This is a genomic window from Diaphorobacter sp. B2A2W2 (assembly GCF_056730635.1).
The window spans coordinates 145,485-161,645 of record NZ_JBWZOR010000001.1 but is presented as its reverse complement, the minus strand read 5'-3'; the positions used below and the strand labels follow the sequence as shown (position 1 = coordinate 161,645).

The window sequence follows — 16,161 nt, the reverse complement described above, 5'->3', positions numbered from 1 at the left end:
ATAGAATCCGTCCCGTCAGGAGAGAGTCCGCGCCCCCCAGGGCCGGGCCGCCGAAGGCGCAGGCAGCAGCCGAACGCTCAGGCAAAAGGACTGGCGACACGCCCGCAGGGATGCGGGTGTTTCCCTTGCTGGAGAGAGGCCGCAGCAGCATGCGGCCCACCGAAGGAGCAAGCCCCGTGACATGCCATGCAGGCGGGGTGAATCTCTCAGGTAAAGCGGACAGCGGGGCAAATCGGCGATCGAGAGATCGCTCCACCATTTGCCTTCGCCCATTGCCATGTCCGCCATGTCCGACCTGCTCACCACTCCCCTCAACGCCCTGCACATCGAACTGGGCGCCCGCATGGTGCCCTTCGCCGGCTACTCCATGCCCGTGCAATACCCCATGGGCCTGATGGCCGAGCACCACCACACGCGCACGGCGGCCGGCCTGTTTGACGTGTCGCACATGGGGCAGCTCAAGCTGTTCGGCCCTGACGCCGCAGCAGCATTCGAGACGCTGATGCCCGTGGACGTGGTCGACCTGCCCGTGGGCAAGCAGCGCTACGGCCTGCTCCTCAATGACGAGGGCGGCATCATCGACGACCTCATGTTCTTCCGCATGGCACAGGACGAGCTCTTCGTGATCGTCAACGGCGCCTGCAAGGTGGGCGACATTGCCCACATCCAGGCGCGCATCGGCCAACGCTGCCAGGTGATTCCCATGCCCGACCAGGCCCTGCTCGCGCTGCAGGGCCCACAGGCGGCTGCGGTGCTCGCGCGTCTGGCACCAGGCGTGGACAAACTGGTGTTCATGACCGGCGGGCATTTCGACATCGCCGGGGCGCTGTGCTTCGTGACGCGCAGCGGCTACACCGGCGAGGACGGCTTCGAGATCTCGGTGCCCGCCGCGCAGGCCGAGGCCTTGGCGCGCACGCTGCTGGCCCAGCCCGAGGTCAAGCCCATCGGCCTGGGTGCACGCAATTCGCTGCGCCTGGAAGCCGGCTTGTGCCTGTATGGCAACGACATCGACACCACCACCACCCCACCCGAAGCCGGCCTGAACTGGGCCATCCAGAAGGTGCGCCGTACAGGCGGCGCGCGCGCTGGCGGTTTTCCCGGTGCCGACAAGGTGCTGGCCCAGATCGACAGCCCGGCCACCCTCACGCGCAAGCGCGTGGGCCTGGTGGCGCTGGAGCGCGTGCCCGTGCGTGAGCACACCGAGTTGCAAAACGAGTCGGGCGAGCGCATCGGCGAAGTCACCAGCGGCCTGCTGGCCCCCACTGCCGACAAGCCCATCGCCCTGGCCTACGTAATGCCCGCCCATGCCGCCCCCGGCACCCGTGTGAACGCCATGGTGCGCGGCAAGGCCGTGCCCATGGAAGTGGCTGCCACGCCCTTTGTTCCCACACGCTACTACCGCGGCTGAATTCACCACGGCGAACTGCCACCGCGCCCAGGTCAGCCCGGCTACAGTGCGGGCTGACCACTCTCAAACCTTTTCCTTCCACCTCTTCTTCCCGGAGCCCCTCATGAGCATCCAGTTTTCCAAAGACCATGAATGGATCAACGCAGCCGACCCGGCCGCGGCCGTCGTCGGCATCACCGTCCACGCGCAGGATGCGTTGGGCGATGTGGTGTTCGTGGACCTGCCCGCGGTGGGCACCACCTTTGCCCAGGGCGACGTGGCCGGTGTGGTCGAGTCCGTCAAGGCCGCTGCCGATGTCTACATGCCCGTGTCCGGCGAAATCGTCGAGGTCAACGAGGCCTTGCGCGCCGACCCGTCCCTGGCCAACTCCGACCCGCTGGGCGCCGGCTGGTTCTTCAAGGTCAAGCTCAGCGACGCCGGCCAACTCGCCGGTCTGATGGACGAAACGGCCTATACCGCCTTCGCCCAGAACGCCTGATGCACCCGCGGCGCCGTGCACACGGCGCCGCCGCACCGCCCCATCGCTCTTGAGACTGGTCCCTCGCCATGCAGATGCCCTCCCCCCTGCCCCTGGCGGCGCTTGAAAACGCCGCTGAATTCCTGCCCCGCCACATTGGCATCGACGCCGCCGACGAAGCACACATGCTGTCGGTGATCGGCGAGGCTTCGCGCCGCGCGCTCATTGATTCCATCGTGCCGCGCTCCATCGCGCGCCAGCGCCCCATGGACCTGCCCGCGCCGGCCACCGAGGCCGCAGCGCTGGCTGAACTCCAGGCCATTGCGTCGAAGAACCGCATCCTCAAGAGCTTCATCGGCCAGGGCTACTACGGCACGCACACGCCGGGCGTCATCCTGCGCAACGTGCTGGAAAACCCTGCCTGGTACACGGCCTACACGCCCTACCAGGCCGAGATCTCCCAGGGCCGCATGGAGGCGCTGCTCAACTTCCAGACCATGGTGTGCGACCTCACGGCCATGCCCATCGCCAACGCCTCCATGCTCGACGAGGCCACCGCTGCCGCCGAGGCCATGACGCTGGCCAAGCGCTCGGTCAAGTCCAAGAGCGACGTCTTCATCGTGGCCGGCGATGCGCACCCGCAGACCATCGAAGTCATCCAGACCCGCGCCGCCCCCATCGGCATCACCGTGGTGGTGGCCAATTCCCAGGAGGAATGGCAGGCGGCCCTGGCCGGCGACTTCTTCGCCGCCCTCATCCAGTACCCTGCCAGCAGCGGCTGGGTGCAGGACTGGCAGGCCGACGTGGACGCCATCCACGCCAAGCAGGCCGCCGCCATCTTCGCTACCGACCTGCTGGCGCTCACGCTGCTCAAGGCCCCCGGCGAGTGGGACGCCGACATCGTGGTGGGCTCCACCCAGCGCTTTGGCATGCCCATGGGCGCCGGCGGACCGCACGCCGCCTTCATGGCCTGCCGCGACGAATTCAAGCGCAGTCTGCCCGGCCGCCTGGTGGGCGTGAGCGTGGACGTGCACGGCAAGCCCGCCTACCGCCTGGCGCTGCAAACGCGCGAGCAGCACATCCGCCGCGAGAAGGCCACGAGCAACATCTGCACGGCCCAGGTGCTGCCGGCCGTGATCGCCAGCATGTACGCCGTGTACCACGGCCCCGAGGGCCTCACGCGCATCGCCCGCCGCGTGGCGCGCTTCACCGCCATCCTGAGCCGCGGCCTGGCGCAGCTGGGGTTCACCAGCCGCCACCATGGCTCGGCCTTCGACACACTCAGCCTGCACACCAAGGATGCTACGGATTCAATAGCTGCTCGCGCAGTCCAGATGAGCGCAAACCTGCGAAAAGCCTGGAATGAATACCTGTGCATCTCGCTGGACGAGACCACCACCCGCGCCGATATCGAGCTGCTGTGGAAGATCTTTGCGCGGGACGGCCAGCAACTGCCCACCATCGAGGCGATGGACGCGGCCGGCGCACCGGCGCTGTTCCCCGACGCTCTGGCGCGCACCAGCCGCTTCATGACGCACCCGGTGTTCAATACCCACCATTCCGAAACCGGCATGCTGCGCTACATCCGCCAGCTGTCCGACAAGGATCTGGCGCTGGACCGCACCATGATCCCGCTGGGCTCGTGCACCATGAAGCTCAACGCCACCAGCGAGATGATCCCCATCACCTGGCCCGAGTTCGCCCAAGTGCACCCGTTCGCCCCGGCCGACCAGCTCGAAGGCTACCGCCTGCTCGACGAGCAACTGCGCGCCTGGCTGTGCCAGGCCACGGGCTACGCCGGCATCAGCCTGCAGCCCAACGCAGGCAGCCAGGGCGAATACGCCGGCCTGCTGGCCATCAAGGCCTACCACGCGGCGCAGGGGCACGCCCACCGCAACATCTGCCTGATCCCCAGTAGCGCGCACGGCACCAACCCCGCCAGCGCCCAGATGGTGGGCATGCAGGTCGTGGTGACCAAGTGCGACGAGAACGGCAACGTGGACATGGCGGACCTGCAAGCCCAATGCGAGAAGCACAGTGCCAACCTTGCCTGCGTGATGATCACCTACCCCAGCACGCATGGCGTGTTCGAGACCCAGGTGAAGGCCTTGTGCGAGCTGGTGCATCGCCACGGCGGGCGCGTGTATGTGGACGGCGCCAACATGAACGCCCTGGTCGGCGTGGCCGCGCCGGGCGAGTTCGGCGGCGACGTGAGCCACCTGAACCTGCACAAGACCTTCTGCATCCCCCACGGCGGCGGCGGCCCCGGCGTGGGCCCGGTGTGCGTGGTGGAGGACCTCGTGCCCTACCTGCCCGGCCATGCCACGGGCGGCATTGCTTCCAAAACAGGAGCTGTCAGCGCAGCTCCCTTGGGCAATGCGGCCGTTTTACCCATCAGCTGGATGTACATCCGCATGATGGGTGCCGACGGTCTGCAGGCCGCGACCGAGACAGCGATCTTGAGCGCCAACTACATCAGCGCGCGCCTGAAGGACCACTATCCCACGCTGTACGCTTCCGCCAACGGCCATGTGGCGCACGAGTGCATCCTGGACCTGCGCCAATTGAAGGACACCAGCGGCGTGATGGCCGAGGACGTGGCCAAACGCCTGATCGACTACGGATTTCACGCACCCACGCTGTCATTCCCCGTGCCCAACACGCTGATGGTGGAGCCCACCGAGAGCGAGACGCTGTTTGAGCTGGACCGCTTCATCGACGCGATGATCGCCATCCGGCGCGAGATCCGCCAGATCGAGGCCGGCACCTGGCCGCAGGACGACAACCCCCTCAAGAACGCGCCCCACACGGCCGAGTGCCTGCTGGCAGCCGACTGGCAGCACCCCTACCCGCGCGATGCGGCAGCCTATCCCGTTGCCGCCCTGCGCCAGAACAAGTACTGGAGCCCCGTGGGCCGTGTGGACAACGTCTACGGCGACCGCAACCTGTTCTGCAGCTGTGTTCCGGTGAGCGAACTGGGCTGACGGCCTTCTCCGCTCAGGCATTCACAAAGGCCCTACCATCGGGCCTTTGTTGCTTCTGAACATTTGACCCATGCGCCCCCTTCTCGCACTGCTCGCATCGCTTGCCCTCGTCTCCGCAGCCCAGGCGCAGGCCCCTGCCGTCACCACCGGCAGCGGCCTGGTCTATGAGTCGCTCAAGGACGGCAGCGGTGAATCACCCAAGGCCACCGACACCGTCAAGGTGCACTACCGCGGCACCTTCCCCGACGGCAAGGAGTTCGACAGCTCCTACAAGCGCGGCGAGCCGACCGAGTTCCCGCTGAACCGCGTCATCCCCTGCTGGACCGAAGGCGTGCAGCGCATGAAGCCGGGCGGTAAGGCCAAGCTGACCTGCCCGCCGGCGATTGCGTATGGCGCGCGCGGCGCGGGCGGCGTGATTCCGCCCAACGCCACGCTGAATTTCGAGATCGAGCTGCTGTCGGTGCGCCGCTGAACGAGGCAGCGGCACCGGCCTGTAGGGCACCAGGCAGACGCGTACACTGGCAGTCCTGCGGATTGCCCGATTCCCATGAGCCGCCCCGACCTGTCCCTGCTGTTTCCCGCCGCGGAGCCTGCCTCGTCCCCCCCTGAGCAGCCGGAGCGCCGCGGCCCTCAACGGGCCAGCGGCGACGTGGCCGAGCTGATTGCGCAGCTGCGCGCCTCACAGGCCGAGCTGGAGGCGCAAAACCAGGTGCTGCGCTACAGCCAGGCCGCGGCCGAAAGCGCTTCCGAGCGATTCGAGGCCCTGTTTTCCAGCGTACCGCTGTCGCTCATGGTGGTGGACGAGCATGACATGGTGATCCAGGCCAACTCCATGGCACAGCGCTCGTTCCAACCGCGCGAGACGGACCGTCCCCTGACGGCACTGATGCCCTTCGTGAGCGACAGCCACGCGCCGCGTGTACGCGAGGCCTTCGACCAGGCGCGGGCCATGGGCACGGCCGAGGCCACGGAGGTTGTGTTCCACATCAGCGAGGGCCGCCACATCACTGGCGACTTGCACATCGCACGCATCGAGTCGCGCTCCGAGCAGGACGCGCCGCTCACGCAGTTTCTGTGCGCCGTGATCGACCAAGGGCCGCTGCTTGCCGAACGCCAGGCCCTGCAGCGCAGCGCACAGGAGCTGCAGGAGCGCAACGTGCAACTGCACACCAGCGAGCGCCGGCTGGAAGCGGTGATCAACTCCGCGCTCGACGCGATCATCTGCGTGGACCAGCACGAGCGCATCACCGTGTTCAACCCCACAGCAGCGATGCTGTTCCAGTGCGCCACCAGCGACGCGCTGGGCAGCCCGTTGAGCCGCTTTCTGCCCGAGGCCCAGCAGGTGTTGGCGTTCGCGCAACTGACCACGCAGGCGGCGCTGGGGGAGATGACGGCGCTCACGGCATCGGGCCGCGAGCTGGCGGTGGAGATCAGCGTTTCGTTCGAGCGCCATGCGGAAGGCGAGACCACCACCGTGTTTGCCCGCGACCTCACGGCCCGCAAGCGCGAAGAAGCCCGCCGCAACGCGCTGGAGGGACAGCTGCGCGAGTCGCACAAGATGCAGGCCGTCGGCACCATGGCCGGCGGCATCGCGCACGACTTCAACAACATCCTGCATGCGATCCTGGGCAACGTGGAGCTGGCCAAAGCCGATTGCCCGCCCTGCACGCCGATGTACGAAAGCCTGCTGGAAATCGACAAGGCCGGCCGGCGCGCCCGCGACCTGGTGCGGCAGATCCTCACCTTCAGCCGCAACGAGCCGCCCAAGCGTGCGGCCGTCACCCTGGCAGAGGTGGTGCACGACACCGAACGGCTGCTGAGGGTCACGCTGCCGCCCGAGATCGAGCTGACCGTGCATGTCCCCCCCGACCTGCCCCCCGTATTGGCGGATGCCACGCAGGTGGAGCAAGCGGTGCTGAACCTGTGCACCAACGCCGTGCACGCCATCGGCAGCCGCCGTGGCCGCATTCGCGTGGATGCTGCGCTGATCCAGCCCGACCAGCGCATGCGCGAAAGCCTGGGCCTGAGCGCGGGCGACTACGTGGCCGTGCGCGTGCATGACAACGGCCCGGGCATGGACGCCGCCACCCAGTCGCGCATCTTCGAACCCTTCTTCACCACCAAGCCCGTGGGCCAGGGCACCGGCCTGGGACTGGCGGTGGTGCACGGCGTGATGCGCACCCACGGTGGTGGCGTGGACGTGCACAGCGCACCCGGCGAGGGCAGCCGCTTCACGCTGTACTTTCCCGTGGCATCGGACGCCATGGTGGCCGCCCTGCCGGAGGTTCCCGCGCCGGTCGCGCCCGCCAGCCCGCCCGCGGTGGCGCCGGCAACAGACCGCCTGCTGCACGTGATGTACGTGGACGACGACGAGGCGCTGGTCTTTCTGGTGCAGCGCCTGCTGCGCCGCCGCGGCTACGAGGTCAGCGGTTTCACCGACCCGCACCAAGCCACAGACGCCCTGCAGGCCCACCCCGAGCGCTACGACCTGCTGGTGACGGACTACAACATGCCGGGCTACTCGGGCCTGGATCTCGTGCGCGCGGCCCGCACCATCCGCAGCGACCTGCCAGTGGCCCTGGCCTCCGGCTATGTGACGGCGGAAATCGAACAGGCCGCGCTGGCCGAAGGCGCACGCGCGCTGATCCACAAGCCCAATGACGTGGAAGAGCTGTGCGCGACCGTGGACCGGCTGGCCCATGGCGGTTGAGTTGACAGCACCGCAGGCCGTGCAGACGGCGGGGGCGCATGCACCTTTGCAGGGCATGCCGGCCAGCCCATCAGAGGGCGTCCGCAGCGTGCACGTGGACGACACGCTGCTGGTGCTGGAGAAACCCTGGGGATTGCTGTGCGTGCCCGGACGGGGCCCCGACAAGCAGGATGCCTTGAGTACGCGCGCCCAGGCGCTGTGGCCCGACGCGCTCATCGTGCACCGGCTGGACCAGCCCACGTCGGGACTGGTGCTCATGGCGCGGGGCGCCGCGATGCAGCGGGCCCTCAGCCACAGCTTCGCCCAGCGGCTGGTGCACAAGCGCTACCGCGCCGTGGTGGCGGGCCGCATGCCGCCGCCCGACCCTGCGCACGCGGACGGCTGGGGCGAGATCGCGCTGCCCATCGCGGCGGACTGGGAACGCCGTCCGCTGCGCGTGGTGGATGCCACGCACGGCCAGCCCAGCCTCACGCGTTGGCGCGTGCTGGCGCACGACGCCGCCGGCGACACCACCTCCGTGGAGCTGGAACCCGTCACCGGTCGCACGCACCAGCTGCGCGTGCACCTGGCGGCACTGGGCCACCCCATCCTGGGCGACCAGCTCTATGCCGATGCGTCCGTACAAGCCCGCGCACCGCGCCTGTTGCTGCACGCCTGCGTGCTGGAGTTCGCGCACCCGCTGCAGGGTGGCTGGTGCGCGTTTGCCTCGGCACCGCCGTTTTGATCGCCGCGTGCGTGGCCGTTACCATGCCCGCATGACGCAACACCTCTACATCCTCACCGGCGGCTCACGCGGCATGGGCCTGGCCATGGCACACCAGTTGCTGAAACCCGGCAACACGCTGATCAGCCTGGCGCGCAGCACCTCTGCGCCGTTGTCCACGGCCGTGCCGCAGGGCGCGACGCTGGAGCAATGGAGCGTGGACCTGGCCCAGCCTGCGCAGGCCGCTCAGCGCCTGCGCGAATGGCTGGCCACGCAGCCTGCCAGCCGGTACGCCAGCGCCACGCTGATCAACAACGCCGGCGTGATCCCCCGCATCGCGCCGCTGTCGGCATGCACCAGCCCGCAGGACATGGCCGAGCTGGCCAACGCGCTGCGCGTGGGACTGGAGGCGCCGATGCTGCTGACGGCCGCCTTCCTGGGCGCGACCGAAGGCTGGGCTGCACCGCCCCACTCCGTGGCGCGCAGGGTGCTGAACATCTCTTCGGGGCTGGGGCGTCGCGCCATGGCGTCGCAGTCGGGCTACTGCGCGGCCAAGGCCGGCATGGACCATTTCACGCGGTGCCTGGCGCTGGACGAAGCCGCCAAGCACCACGGCGCCAAGGTATGCTCGCTGGCTCCCGGTGTGATCGACACCGACATGCAGATCCAACTGCGCGGCGCCAACCCGGCCGACTTTCCGGATGTGCAGAACTTCGCCGCCCTCAAGACGGGCGGCATGCTCACCTCGCCAGACGCCGCAGCTGCCCGCGTGCTCGCCTGGCTGCAGCGTACAGACTTCGGCGCCAACCCCGTGGCCGACGTGCGCGAGGCCTGATGCCGTGCCCCGGCGCAGTGCAACCATTACTATGCATTTTGTAGCTGTTAGCGCTTATCCAATAAGCGCTAGAGCCTGATTTGATTTAAAACCATTACAGGAGAAAACCATGTCCCGTGACGTCGTCGTAGTCAGTGCCGTGCGCACCGCCATTGGCACCTTTGGCGGTAGCCTGAAGGACATTCCGCCCACCGAACTGGGCGCGCTCGTGGTGCGCGCGTCGCTGGCACGCGCGCAAGTGGACGGCAAGGACGTCGGCCATGTGGTGTTTGGCCACGTGGTGAACACCGAGCCCAAGGACATGTACCTCTCGCGCGTGGCGGCCATCCAGGGCGGCTGCGCCGAGGGCACGCCCGCGTTCAACGTGAACCGCCTGTGCGGCTCGGGCTTGCAGGCCATCGTGTCGGCCGCACAGACCATCCAGCTGGGCGATGCCGACGTGGCCATCGGCGGCGGCGCGGAGGTGATGAGCCGCGCACCCTACGCGAGCCTCGCCAGCCGCTGGGGCGCGCGCATGGGCGACTTCAAGATGATCGACATGATGATCGGCGCCCTGCACGACCCCTTCCACAACATCCACATGGGCGTGACGGCCGAGAACATCGCCGCCAAGTGGGGCATCACGCGCGAAGACCAGGACCGCCTGGCCGTGGAGAGCCACAACCGTGCCGAGCGTGCCACGGCAGCGGGCTACTTCAAGGACCAGATCGTCCCGGTCACCCTCAAGAGCAAGAAGGGCGAGGTGCAATACGCCACCGACGAGCACTTCCGCGCCGGCGCGACACTGGACGACATGGCCAAGCTCAAGCCCGTGTTTGCGAAAGACAACGGCACGGTGACGGCGGGCAATGCCTCGGGCATCAACGATGCGGCTGCCGCCGTGGTGCTGATGGATGCCAAGGCAGCGCAGGCCCGTGGCGCAAAGCCTTTGGCGCGCTTGGTGGCCTACGCCCATGCGGGCGTGGACCCGAAGTACATGGGCATCGGCCCTGTGCCCGCGACTCAGTTGGCGCTCAAGAAGGCAGGCCTCACAGTCAACGACCTGGACGTGATCGAGGCCAACGAGGCCTTTGCCGCGCAGGCCTGCGCCGTCACGCGCGACCTGGGCCTGGACCCGGCCAAGGTCAACCCCAACGGGTCGGGCATTTCGCTGGGCCATCCCATCGGCGCCACCGGTGCGCTGATCACCGTGAAGGCACTGCACGAACTGCAGCGCATCCAGGGCCGGTACGCGCTGGTGACCATGTGCATCGGCGGTGGGCAAGGCATCGCGGCCATTTTTGAGCGCCTCTGACACGCCACGCCCCGCCATCGCCGATGGCGATGGTATGCGCGCGCTTCGGCACGGTGCGGCCCACGATGGCTGGGCCATCATCCAGGCGGGCGCGCGCCAGATGCGCCATGTTCCATACCAGGTTCTCCAGGAGACTTTTTCCCCATGCTTCGTCGACATATCCTTTCTCTTGCCACCCTTGCCTGTGCCTTGGGCGCTATGCCCGCCCATGCCCAGACCAGTGCACCCGCTGCCGGCACCTATCCCGCCAAGCCCATCCGTTTGATCGTGCCCTTCCCGCCCGGCGGCGGCACCGACATCCTGGCCCGCCTGGTCGCCGCCAAGCTGACGGAAGCCAACAAATGGACCGTGGTGGCCGACAACAAGCCGGGGGCTGGCGGCACCATCGGTATTACCGAGGCGGTGAAGGCCGCTCCCACAGGCTATGACATCGTCATGGGCCAGAAGGACAATCTGGTCATCGGCCCCTGGCTGTACAAGAACCTGCCGTGGGACCCCACCAAGGACCTGACGGCCGTGGCCCACGTGGCGTACACGCCAGTGGTCATCGCCACGAGTGTCAACTCCAAGTACAAGTCTTTGGCCGACGTGGTGGCGGCCGCCAAGGCCGCGCCGGGCACCGTCACCTATGGCTCGCCCGGCAACGGCACCTCCATTCACTTGGCGGGCGACCTGTTCGAGAAAGCTGCCGGCATCAAGCTGAGCCACGTGCCCTACAAAGGCTCCAACCCGGCACTCATGGATGCGTTGGCGGGCAATGTGGAACTGCTGGTTTCGTCGCTGCCCTCGGCCATGGGTCAGATCAAGGCGGGCAAGCTGCGCCCGTTGGCGGTCACCTCGGCCAAGCGCAGTTCGTCGCTGCCCGACGTGCCCACGGTGGCCGAGTCCGGCTTCAAGGGCTTTGACGTGAGCACCTGGTACGGCGTGCTGGCGCCGGCAGGCACGCCGCCAGCCGTGGTGAACACGCTCAACGCGGAAGTCAACAAGCTGCTCGCCACCGCGGACATGAAGGCTGCCATCCAAGCGCAAGGCGCAGAGCCGCAGGCCATGTCGCCGGAACAGTTCTCGACCCTGCTCAAGAACGAATACGTGCAGTGGAAGGGTATCGTGGAAGCCTCGGGTGCACGGATTGAATAACCCGTGCTCGCAGCGCCCCGTTCCGTGACCGAGGCGCGAAAAGACAACGGCTCGCGTTGCGAGCCGTTTTCATGTGTGGCGACGTACGCCCCGGGTCAATCCCGCACGACCAGCACCGGCACGTGGGCCACGCCCAGCACGCGCTGTGTGACGCTGCCCAACACCAATTTTTCCAGCCCGCGGCGACCGTGCGATCCCATCACGATGAGGTCCGCGCCCGTGCTCTCGACGGCGCGCTGGATGCCGTCGTGGATCGCATGCCCCTCGCCTACCATGGTGTTGACGCTGGCGACGCCTGCCTGGGTGACAGCGGCCTTGGCGGCGTCCAGGGCCGTGTTCGCCTCGGCCGTCGCGGCACTGAGGTATTGCGCCTGGCCGTAGGCGAAATCGGCGCCCACCCCCGTGAAGGGATAAGGGTCGATCACGTACAGCGCCGTCACGGCGCTGCCGAAGGTCTTGGCCAGCGCTGCCGCCTTGGCCACGGCCTTCATGGACGTCTCCGAGCCATCGACGGGAATCAGAATGTGCTTGAACATGGAACCTCCTTTTGGTTAGGGTGGCAGGCCTGGAAGGCCCGCAACAACAACGAGTGTGATGCGTACGCGGCCTCCAAGGCTTGATTCGCATCAATTATTGGGACGCATCCCCTTGAAAGCCACCGCCCCGGCAGGTAACCACCAGGGTATCGCGCCAGCCGCCATCTTCGGTGGGCTGGATGGGTGTGGTTTCATGGATCATGCGCGCATCGTCCAGCAGCATGACGGACCAGGGCTCGCTCAAGGTAAACCGCTGTCCATTCGGGCCCGTGGCTTCGAAGATGCGGGTCTCTCCACCCTTGATGCCCTGGCGGCTTACCAGGAACACCGCCACCAGGTCCACGCCGTCGCGGTGCGCGCCTTCGGGTGTCGGACGGCCGATGCCGCCCTCGGTGTCAATGCGGAACTGATGTGCTTCGATGTAGCAGGGTTGAGACGGCTGCCCGCACATCGCTTGCGAGAGGCCCGCAGCCGCCTGCATGAGTTGCCGCCACACCGGTCGAGCCACCGTTTCGTCACGCATGGGCGCAAACCAGCGCTGCAGCCCTCCGTGCAGCGCGTTGTACTCCACCGGCTGCCAGTGCGCGCGGTGCGGTGCCTGGTTCACGGCGGGCCCCTCGACAATGAAGCAGGAATGGCGCCGCCTGCGGTACCGGCCTCCGTCCTTGAGGTAGTCATCCGGGGGCAGATCTGACCAGTCGGCCCCCAGGGCCTCCAAATCGCGCAGGGCACATCCTACCCATGTCGCTGTGTCCCGGGGTTGCAGCACCGCATAACCCCGGTCACGCAACTGCGCGACGACCTGTGAGGGCGGTGTATAGGGAGGGGAGAACGTCACATGTGCCATAGGCACACAAGCTTAAGGCAACACCGCCGAGCACACGCAGTGTTGGCGCGAAAACTCCGGGTGGGAAATGTCTCCCTTGAAAAGCCTGAACCCTCATCGTGCTGCGGCCATCAGATACCAGGCTTTAGGCCTGCCTCAGCGATCACCGCGCCCGTGGCCTCGGCCGTTGCCGTTGCCTTTTCCATTCCCACGGCCGCGATGGTCATCATCCCGGTCGCGGCCGTTCCAGTGGCCGCGGCCATCGTCAAACGATCGGCCATCGAACCGGTCGCGGTCATCGCGGAATTTGCCGGGCCGGCGCGGGGGCTCCTTTACGAAATACACGGGTTGACCGCAAGCAGAGTAGCGCGCGCAGTGCTTGGACCAGTTCTTGGCATGGCCCGGCGGCACATACATATAGATGGGCGAACGGGGAACATAGACCGCGGGAGGTGCGATCACCACCGGCTGCGGGTACAGCAGCGCAGGCGCGCTGTTGCCGATATCCACGCGGCCGTAGACGCCGGGAGCAATTTGTCCGCCCACCGTGGCGTTGATGTAGGTCTGGGCTGCCACGCCCCCGGCGGAGGCTGCCACGGCCAAGGCCATAGCCAAACCGCGGGCCAGTTGGAGGGTTGAGGAGAGGGAGTGAGGCTCGCGGTTTTTCATGGTGATTGCTGATGCCAAAAACAAACTGGTGGAATGCACGGCCATTTGTAACTGCACAAATGGGAAAAAGGCGCAGATACTCTCTGAAAGATGTAAGCAATAGCGTATTCGCCACGGTAATGCGCCTGGTGCTTGTCGATGGAACTACGCTGCACAGGTTTTCTTATCAGCGACAATGATTCATTGAGACCGGCAATGCGCTCCGTTGGAACCATTGCAGAGAAACAAAGCTGCGCCACTGTGTGCGCAGTAAGTGGACAAGATGAACATCGTAATACTCGACGATTACCAGGACGCCGTGCGCAAGCTGCATTGCGCGGCACGGCTGGACCCCTACTCCGCAAAGGTCTACACGAACACCGTCAAGGGGTTGGGGCAGCTATCGGTGCGCTTGCGGGACGCAGATGTCATCGTGCTGATCCGCGACCGCACGCAGATCACGCGCCAACTGGTGGACAAGCTGCCGCGCCTGAAGCTGATTGCCCAGACCGGCCGCGTGGGCGCGCACATTGACCTTGCTGCCTGCACCGAGCGGGGAATCGCCGTCGCTGAAGGCGTGAGTTCCCCCGTTGCGCCAGCGGAACTCACATGGGCTCTCATCATGGCCGCCATGCGCCGCCTTCCCCAGTACATCGCCAATCTCAAGCATGGCGCATGGCAACAGTCGGGCCTGCGCGCCGCATCCATGCCGCCTAACTTCGGGGTGGGCAATGTCTTGCGTGGCAAGACGCTGGGCATCTGGGGCTACGGCAGGATCGGGCAGATCGTGGCAGGTTATGGGCGCGCTTTTGGGATGAACGTGCGCGTGTGGGGGCGGGAAGCCTCACGGGTCCAGGCACTGAGCGACGGCCTGCAGGTAGCGGCCACACGGGCAGAGTTTTTCTCCCAATGCGATGTGGTTTCACTGCATGTGCGTTTGACCGAGGAAACGCAGGGCATGATCACACTAGAGGACCTGTCGTGCATGCGGCCGACGTCCCTTCTCGTCAATACGTCACGTGCCGAGCTCATCGAGCCGGACGCCCTGATCGCCGCATTGAACAGAGGCCGCCCGGGCATGGCTGCAGTGGATGTATTTGAAAGCGAGCCCATTTTGCAAGGCCACGCGCTGTTGCGGCTTGAGAACTGTATTTGTACACCACACATCGGCTACGTCGAACAAGACAGTTACGAGCTTTATTTCGGAGCCGCCTTTGACAATGTGGTGAACTACATCAAAGGCACGCCCTCGAATATCGTCAACCCCGGCGCGCTGCAGGTTCGACGCTGAACGGTTGCTGATATCAAGAGAAAGGGCTCCCCAAGGAGCCCTTTTTTACGAGATCCGCCTCAAGGAGAGGCGGACCAGATCGATCAGTTCAACGGCGTCTTCTTGCCTTCCTTGTACGTGTACAGCGTAATGGCCGGGTTCTTCATTTCGCCATTGGGTTCAAACGCAATGTTCGCGGTCACGCCCTTGTAGTTGGACTTGAGCAACTCGGGGATATACACCTTCGGGTCCCAGGAGCCGGCGCGCTTCATAGCGTCCACCAGCAGCATGGTCGCGTCATAGGTGTACGGGCTGTAGACCTGGAACTGGTTGGGGTACTTGGCGTCGTATTTGGCCTTCCAGGCCGTGCCGCCAGGCATCTTGGCCAGGGATGCGCCACCCTCTGCGCAAATCACGTTAGCCAGCGTCTTGGCGCCTGCCGCCAGCTTGGCAATTTCCGTGGTGCATACGCCATCCCCACCAAAATACTTCGTGTTGGCCAAACCCAGTTGCTCCATCTGGCGCAACATGGGACCTGCCTGAGGATCCATGCCGCCGAAGAAGATCGCATCGGGGTTCTTGGCCTTGATGGCCGTCAGAATGGCCATGAAGTCCGTCGCCTTGTCCGTGGTGAACTGCTCGTCCACAACCTTCATGCCTTTCTCGGCTGCCACGCGCTTGAACACGTTGGCAACGCCCTGGCCATAAGCGGTGCGGTCATCCACGATGGCCACGGTCTTCAGCTTCAGGGTTTCCGCCGCGTAAGCCGCCAGTCCAGCACCCAGAGCGTTGTCGTTCGCAATGATGCGGAAGGTGGTTTTGTAGCCGGGGCGCGTCAGGTTGGGGTTGGTTGCGGCGCCAGTGACGTGGGGGATCCCGCAGTCGTTATAGACCTTGGAAGCAGGGATCGTGGTGCCCGAGTTCAGGTGCCCGACCACCCCCGCGACCTTGGCATCGCACAACTTCTGTGCGGCCGCCGTGCCTTGCTTGGGATCAGCGGCATCGTCCTCCGCCACCAATTCCAGCTTCACCTTCTTGCCACCGATCGTGACGCCCTGGGCGTTCAGCTCTTCAATGGCCATGCGAGCGCCGTTTTCGTTGTCCTTGCCGTAGTGCGCCTGGGCGCCGGAGACCGGTGCCACGTGACCAATCTTCACCACCTCTTGAGCAGCGGCCACACCGGCAACCGCTGCGATCGCAGCAGCCACGGTCATTTTCAACTTCAGTTGCATATGGATCTCCAATTAAGAAAAGCGCTGGAAATATTGTTGTGAACCAACGCGGAGAAACATATCGCAATTTATGTTCCACATCACTAGGGAACACAAGGAGGTTCTGCGAAACGACACAGGG

The 16,161-nt window shown here is 66.0% G+C and carries 14 protein-coding genes and 2 riboswitches; of the genes, 10 read left to right on the top strand and 4 right to left on the bottom strand.

Translation table 11 applies throughout. From position 1 onward, the window contains the following. Positions 1-6 precede the first annotated feature (6 nt). Positions 7-99: riboswitch (glycine riboswitch) on the top strand. Positions 100-118: 19 nt separating this feature from the next. Continuing rightward, a riboswitch (glycine riboswitch) is annotated at positions 119-233 on the top strand. Positions 234-277: 44 nt separating this feature from the next. From gcvT to AC1PPL_RS00685, 9 genes are all read left to right on the top strand, one after another. After that, complete coding sequence (gene gcvT, locus AC1PPL_RS00725; RefSeq protein ID WP_479972400.1) at positions 278-1,408, top strand: glycine cleavage system aminomethyltransferase GcvT; 1,131 nt, start codon at positions 278-280, stop codon at positions 1,406-1,408. Positions 1,409-1,511: 103 nt separating this feature from the next. Then, the gene (gene gcvH / locus AC1PPL_RS00720; protein ID WP_011805186.1) at positions 1,512-1,886 is read left to right on the top strand and encodes a glycine cleavage system protein GcvH; all 375 of its coding nucleotides are present in this window, start codon (positions 1,512-1,514) and stop codon (positions 1,884-1,886) included. Between the two features lie 68 nt (positions 1,887-1,954). Beyond that, positions 1,955-4,849: an aminomethyl-transferring glycine dehydrogenase gene (gcvP, locus tag AC1PPL_RS00715; protein WP_287740753.1), complete on the top strand. Its 2,895-nt coding sequence runs from the start codon at positions 1,955-1,957 to the stop codon at positions 4,847-4,849. Between the two features lie 70 nt (positions 4,850-4,919). Next, positions 4,920-5,321, top strand: a complete 402-nt coding sequence (locus AC1PPL_RS00710) for an FKBP-type peptidyl-prolyl cis-trans isomerase (RefSeq protein ID WP_088886822.1) — start codon at positions 4,920-4,922, stop codon at positions 5,319-5,321. A gap of 75 nt (positions 5,322-5,396) precedes the next feature. Then, positions 5,397-7,559 carry a PAS domain-containing hybrid sensor histidine kinase/response regulator gene (locus AC1PPL_RS00705; RefSeq protein WP_479972399.1) on the top strand — a complete coding sequence of 721 codons (2,163 nt, stop codon included), beginning with the start codon at positions 5,397-5,399 and terminating at the stop codon, positions 7,557-7,559. Positions 7,560-7,614: 55 nt separating this feature from the next. Continuing rightward, entirely contained in the window at positions 7,615-8,283 is a 669-nt protein-coding gene (locus tag AC1PPL_RS00700) for an RluA family pseudouridine synthase (protein ID WP_479972591.1), read from the top strand. 31 nt (positions 8,284-8,314) lie between these two features. Continuing rightward, positions 8,315-9,097: an SDR family NAD(P)-dependent oxidoreductase gene (locus AC1PPL_RS00695; RefSeq protein ID WP_479972398.1), complete on the top strand. Its 783-nt coding sequence runs from the start codon at positions 8,315-8,317 to the stop codon at positions 9,095-9,097. A 109-nt stretch (positions 9,098-9,206) separates the two neighbouring features. Then, complete coding sequence (bktB, locus tag AC1PPL_RS00690; RefSeq protein ID WP_287805052.1) at positions 9,207-10,391, top strand: beta-ketothiolase BktB; 1,185 nt, start codon at positions 9,207-9,209, stop codon at positions 10,389-10,391. Positions 10,392-10,535: 144 nt separating this feature from the next. Beyond that, the gene (locus AC1PPL_RS00685) at positions 10,536-11,528 is read left to right on the top strand and encodes a Bug family tripartite tricarboxylate transporter substrate binding protein (protein WP_015913274.1); all 993 of its coding nucleotides are present in this window, start codon (positions 10,536-10,538) and stop codon (positions 11,526-11,528) included. A gap of 95 nt (positions 11,529-11,623) precedes the next feature. Here the strand turns inward: AC1PPL_RS00685 and AC1PPL_RS00680 are convergent, their stop codons facing one another. From AC1PPL_RS00680 to AC1PPL_RS00670, 3 genes are all read right to left on the bottom strand, one after another. Further along, positions 11,624-12,064 (bottom strand): universal stress protein, encoded by a 441-nt coding sequence (locus AC1PPL_RS00680; protein ID WP_015913273.1) that lies wholly within the window; start codon positions 12,062-12,064, stop codon positions 11,624-11,626. A gap of 94 nt (positions 12,065-12,158) precedes the next feature. Continuing rightward, positions 12,159-12,911: a 2OG-Fe dioxygenase family protein gene (locus tag AC1PPL_RS00675; protein ID WP_479972590.1), complete on the bottom strand. Its 753-nt coding sequence runs from the start codon at positions 12,909-12,911 to the stop codon at positions 12,159-12,161. A 135-nt stretch (positions 12,912-13,046) separates the two neighbouring features. After that, on the bottom strand, positions 13,047-13,559 hold the full coding sequence (locus AC1PPL_RS00670; RefSeq protein ID WP_049756523.1) for a hypothetical protein: 513 nt from the start codon (positions 13,557-13,559) through the stop codon (positions 13,047-13,049). A gap of 262 nt (positions 13,560-13,821) precedes the next feature. On the opposite strand from AC1PPL_RS00670, the gene AC1PPL_RS00665 reads away from it, so the two are divergent. Continuing rightward, the gene (locus AC1PPL_RS00665; protein WP_015913270.1) at positions 13,822-14,829 is read left to right on the top strand and encodes a D-2-hydroxyacid dehydrogenase family protein; all 1,008 of its coding nucleotides are present in this window, start codon (positions 13,822-13,824) and stop codon (positions 14,827-14,829) included. An 83-nt stretch (positions 14,830-14,912) separates the two neighbouring features. Here AC1PPL_RS00665 and AC1PPL_RS00660 read toward each other — a convergent pair whose 3' ends face one another. Next, positions 14,913-16,040 carry a branched-chain amino acid ABC transporter substrate-binding protein gene (locus AC1PPL_RS00660; protein WP_015913269.1) on the bottom strand — a complete coding sequence of 376 codons (1,128 nt, stop codon included), beginning with the start codon at positions 16,038-16,040 and terminating at the stop codon, positions 14,913-14,915. Between the last annotated feature and the right edge of the window lie 121 nt (positions 16,041-16,161).

Coding starts and splice junctions, on each gene's coding strand:
- gcvT (WP_479972400.1), top strand. CDS start 278: ATGTCCGCCATGTCCGACCTGCTCACCACTCCCCTCAACGCCCTGCAC.
- gcvH (WP_011805186.1), top strand. CDS start 1,512: ATGAGCATCCAGTTTTCCAAAGACCATGAATGGATCAACGCAGCCGAC.
- gcvP (WP_287740753.1), top strand. CDS start 1,955: ATGCAGATGCCCTCCCCCCTGCCCCTGGCGGCGCTTGAAAACGCCGCT.
- AC1PPL_RS00710 (WP_088886822.1), top strand. CDS start 4,920: ATGCGCCCCCTTCTCGCACTGCTCGCATCGCTTGCCCTCGTCTCCGCA.
- AC1PPL_RS00705 (WP_479972399.1), top strand. CDS start 5,397: ATGAGCCGCCCCGACCTGTCCCTGCTGTTTCCCGCCGCGGAGCCTGCC.
- AC1PPL_RS00700 (WP_479972591.1), top strand. CDS start 7,615: ATGCCGGCCAGCCCATCAGAGGGCGTCCGCAGCGTGCACGTGGACGAC.
- AC1PPL_RS00695 (WP_479972398.1), top strand. CDS start 8,315: ATGACGCAACACCTCTACATCCTCACCGGCGGCTCACGCGGCATGGGC.
- bktB (WP_287805052.1), top strand. CDS start 9,207: ATGTCCCGTGACGTCGTCGTAGTCAGTGCCGTGCGCACCGCCATTGGC.
- AC1PPL_RS00685 (WP_015913274.1), top strand. CDS start 10,536: ATGCTTCGTCGACATATCCTTTCTCTTGCCACCCTTGCCTGTGCCTTG.
- AC1PPL_RS00680 (WP_015913273.1), bottom strand. CDS start 12,064: ATGTTCAAGCACATTCTGATTCCCGTCGATGGCTCGGAGACGTCCATG.
- AC1PPL_RS00675 (WP_479972590.1), bottom strand. CDS start 12,911: ATGGCACATGTGACGTTCTCCCCTCCCTATACACCGCCCTCACAGGTC.
- AC1PPL_RS00670 (WP_049756523.1), bottom strand. CDS start 13,559: ATGAAAAACCGCGAGCCTCACTCCCTCTCCTCAACCCTCCAACTGGCC.
- AC1PPL_RS00665 (WP_015913270.1), top strand. CDS start 13,822: ATGAACATCGTAATACTCGACGATTACCAGGACGCCGTGCGCAAGCTG.
- AC1PPL_RS00660 (WP_015913269.1), bottom strand. CDS start 16,040: ATGCAACTGAAGTTGAAAATGACCGTGGCTGCTGCGATCGCAGCGGTT.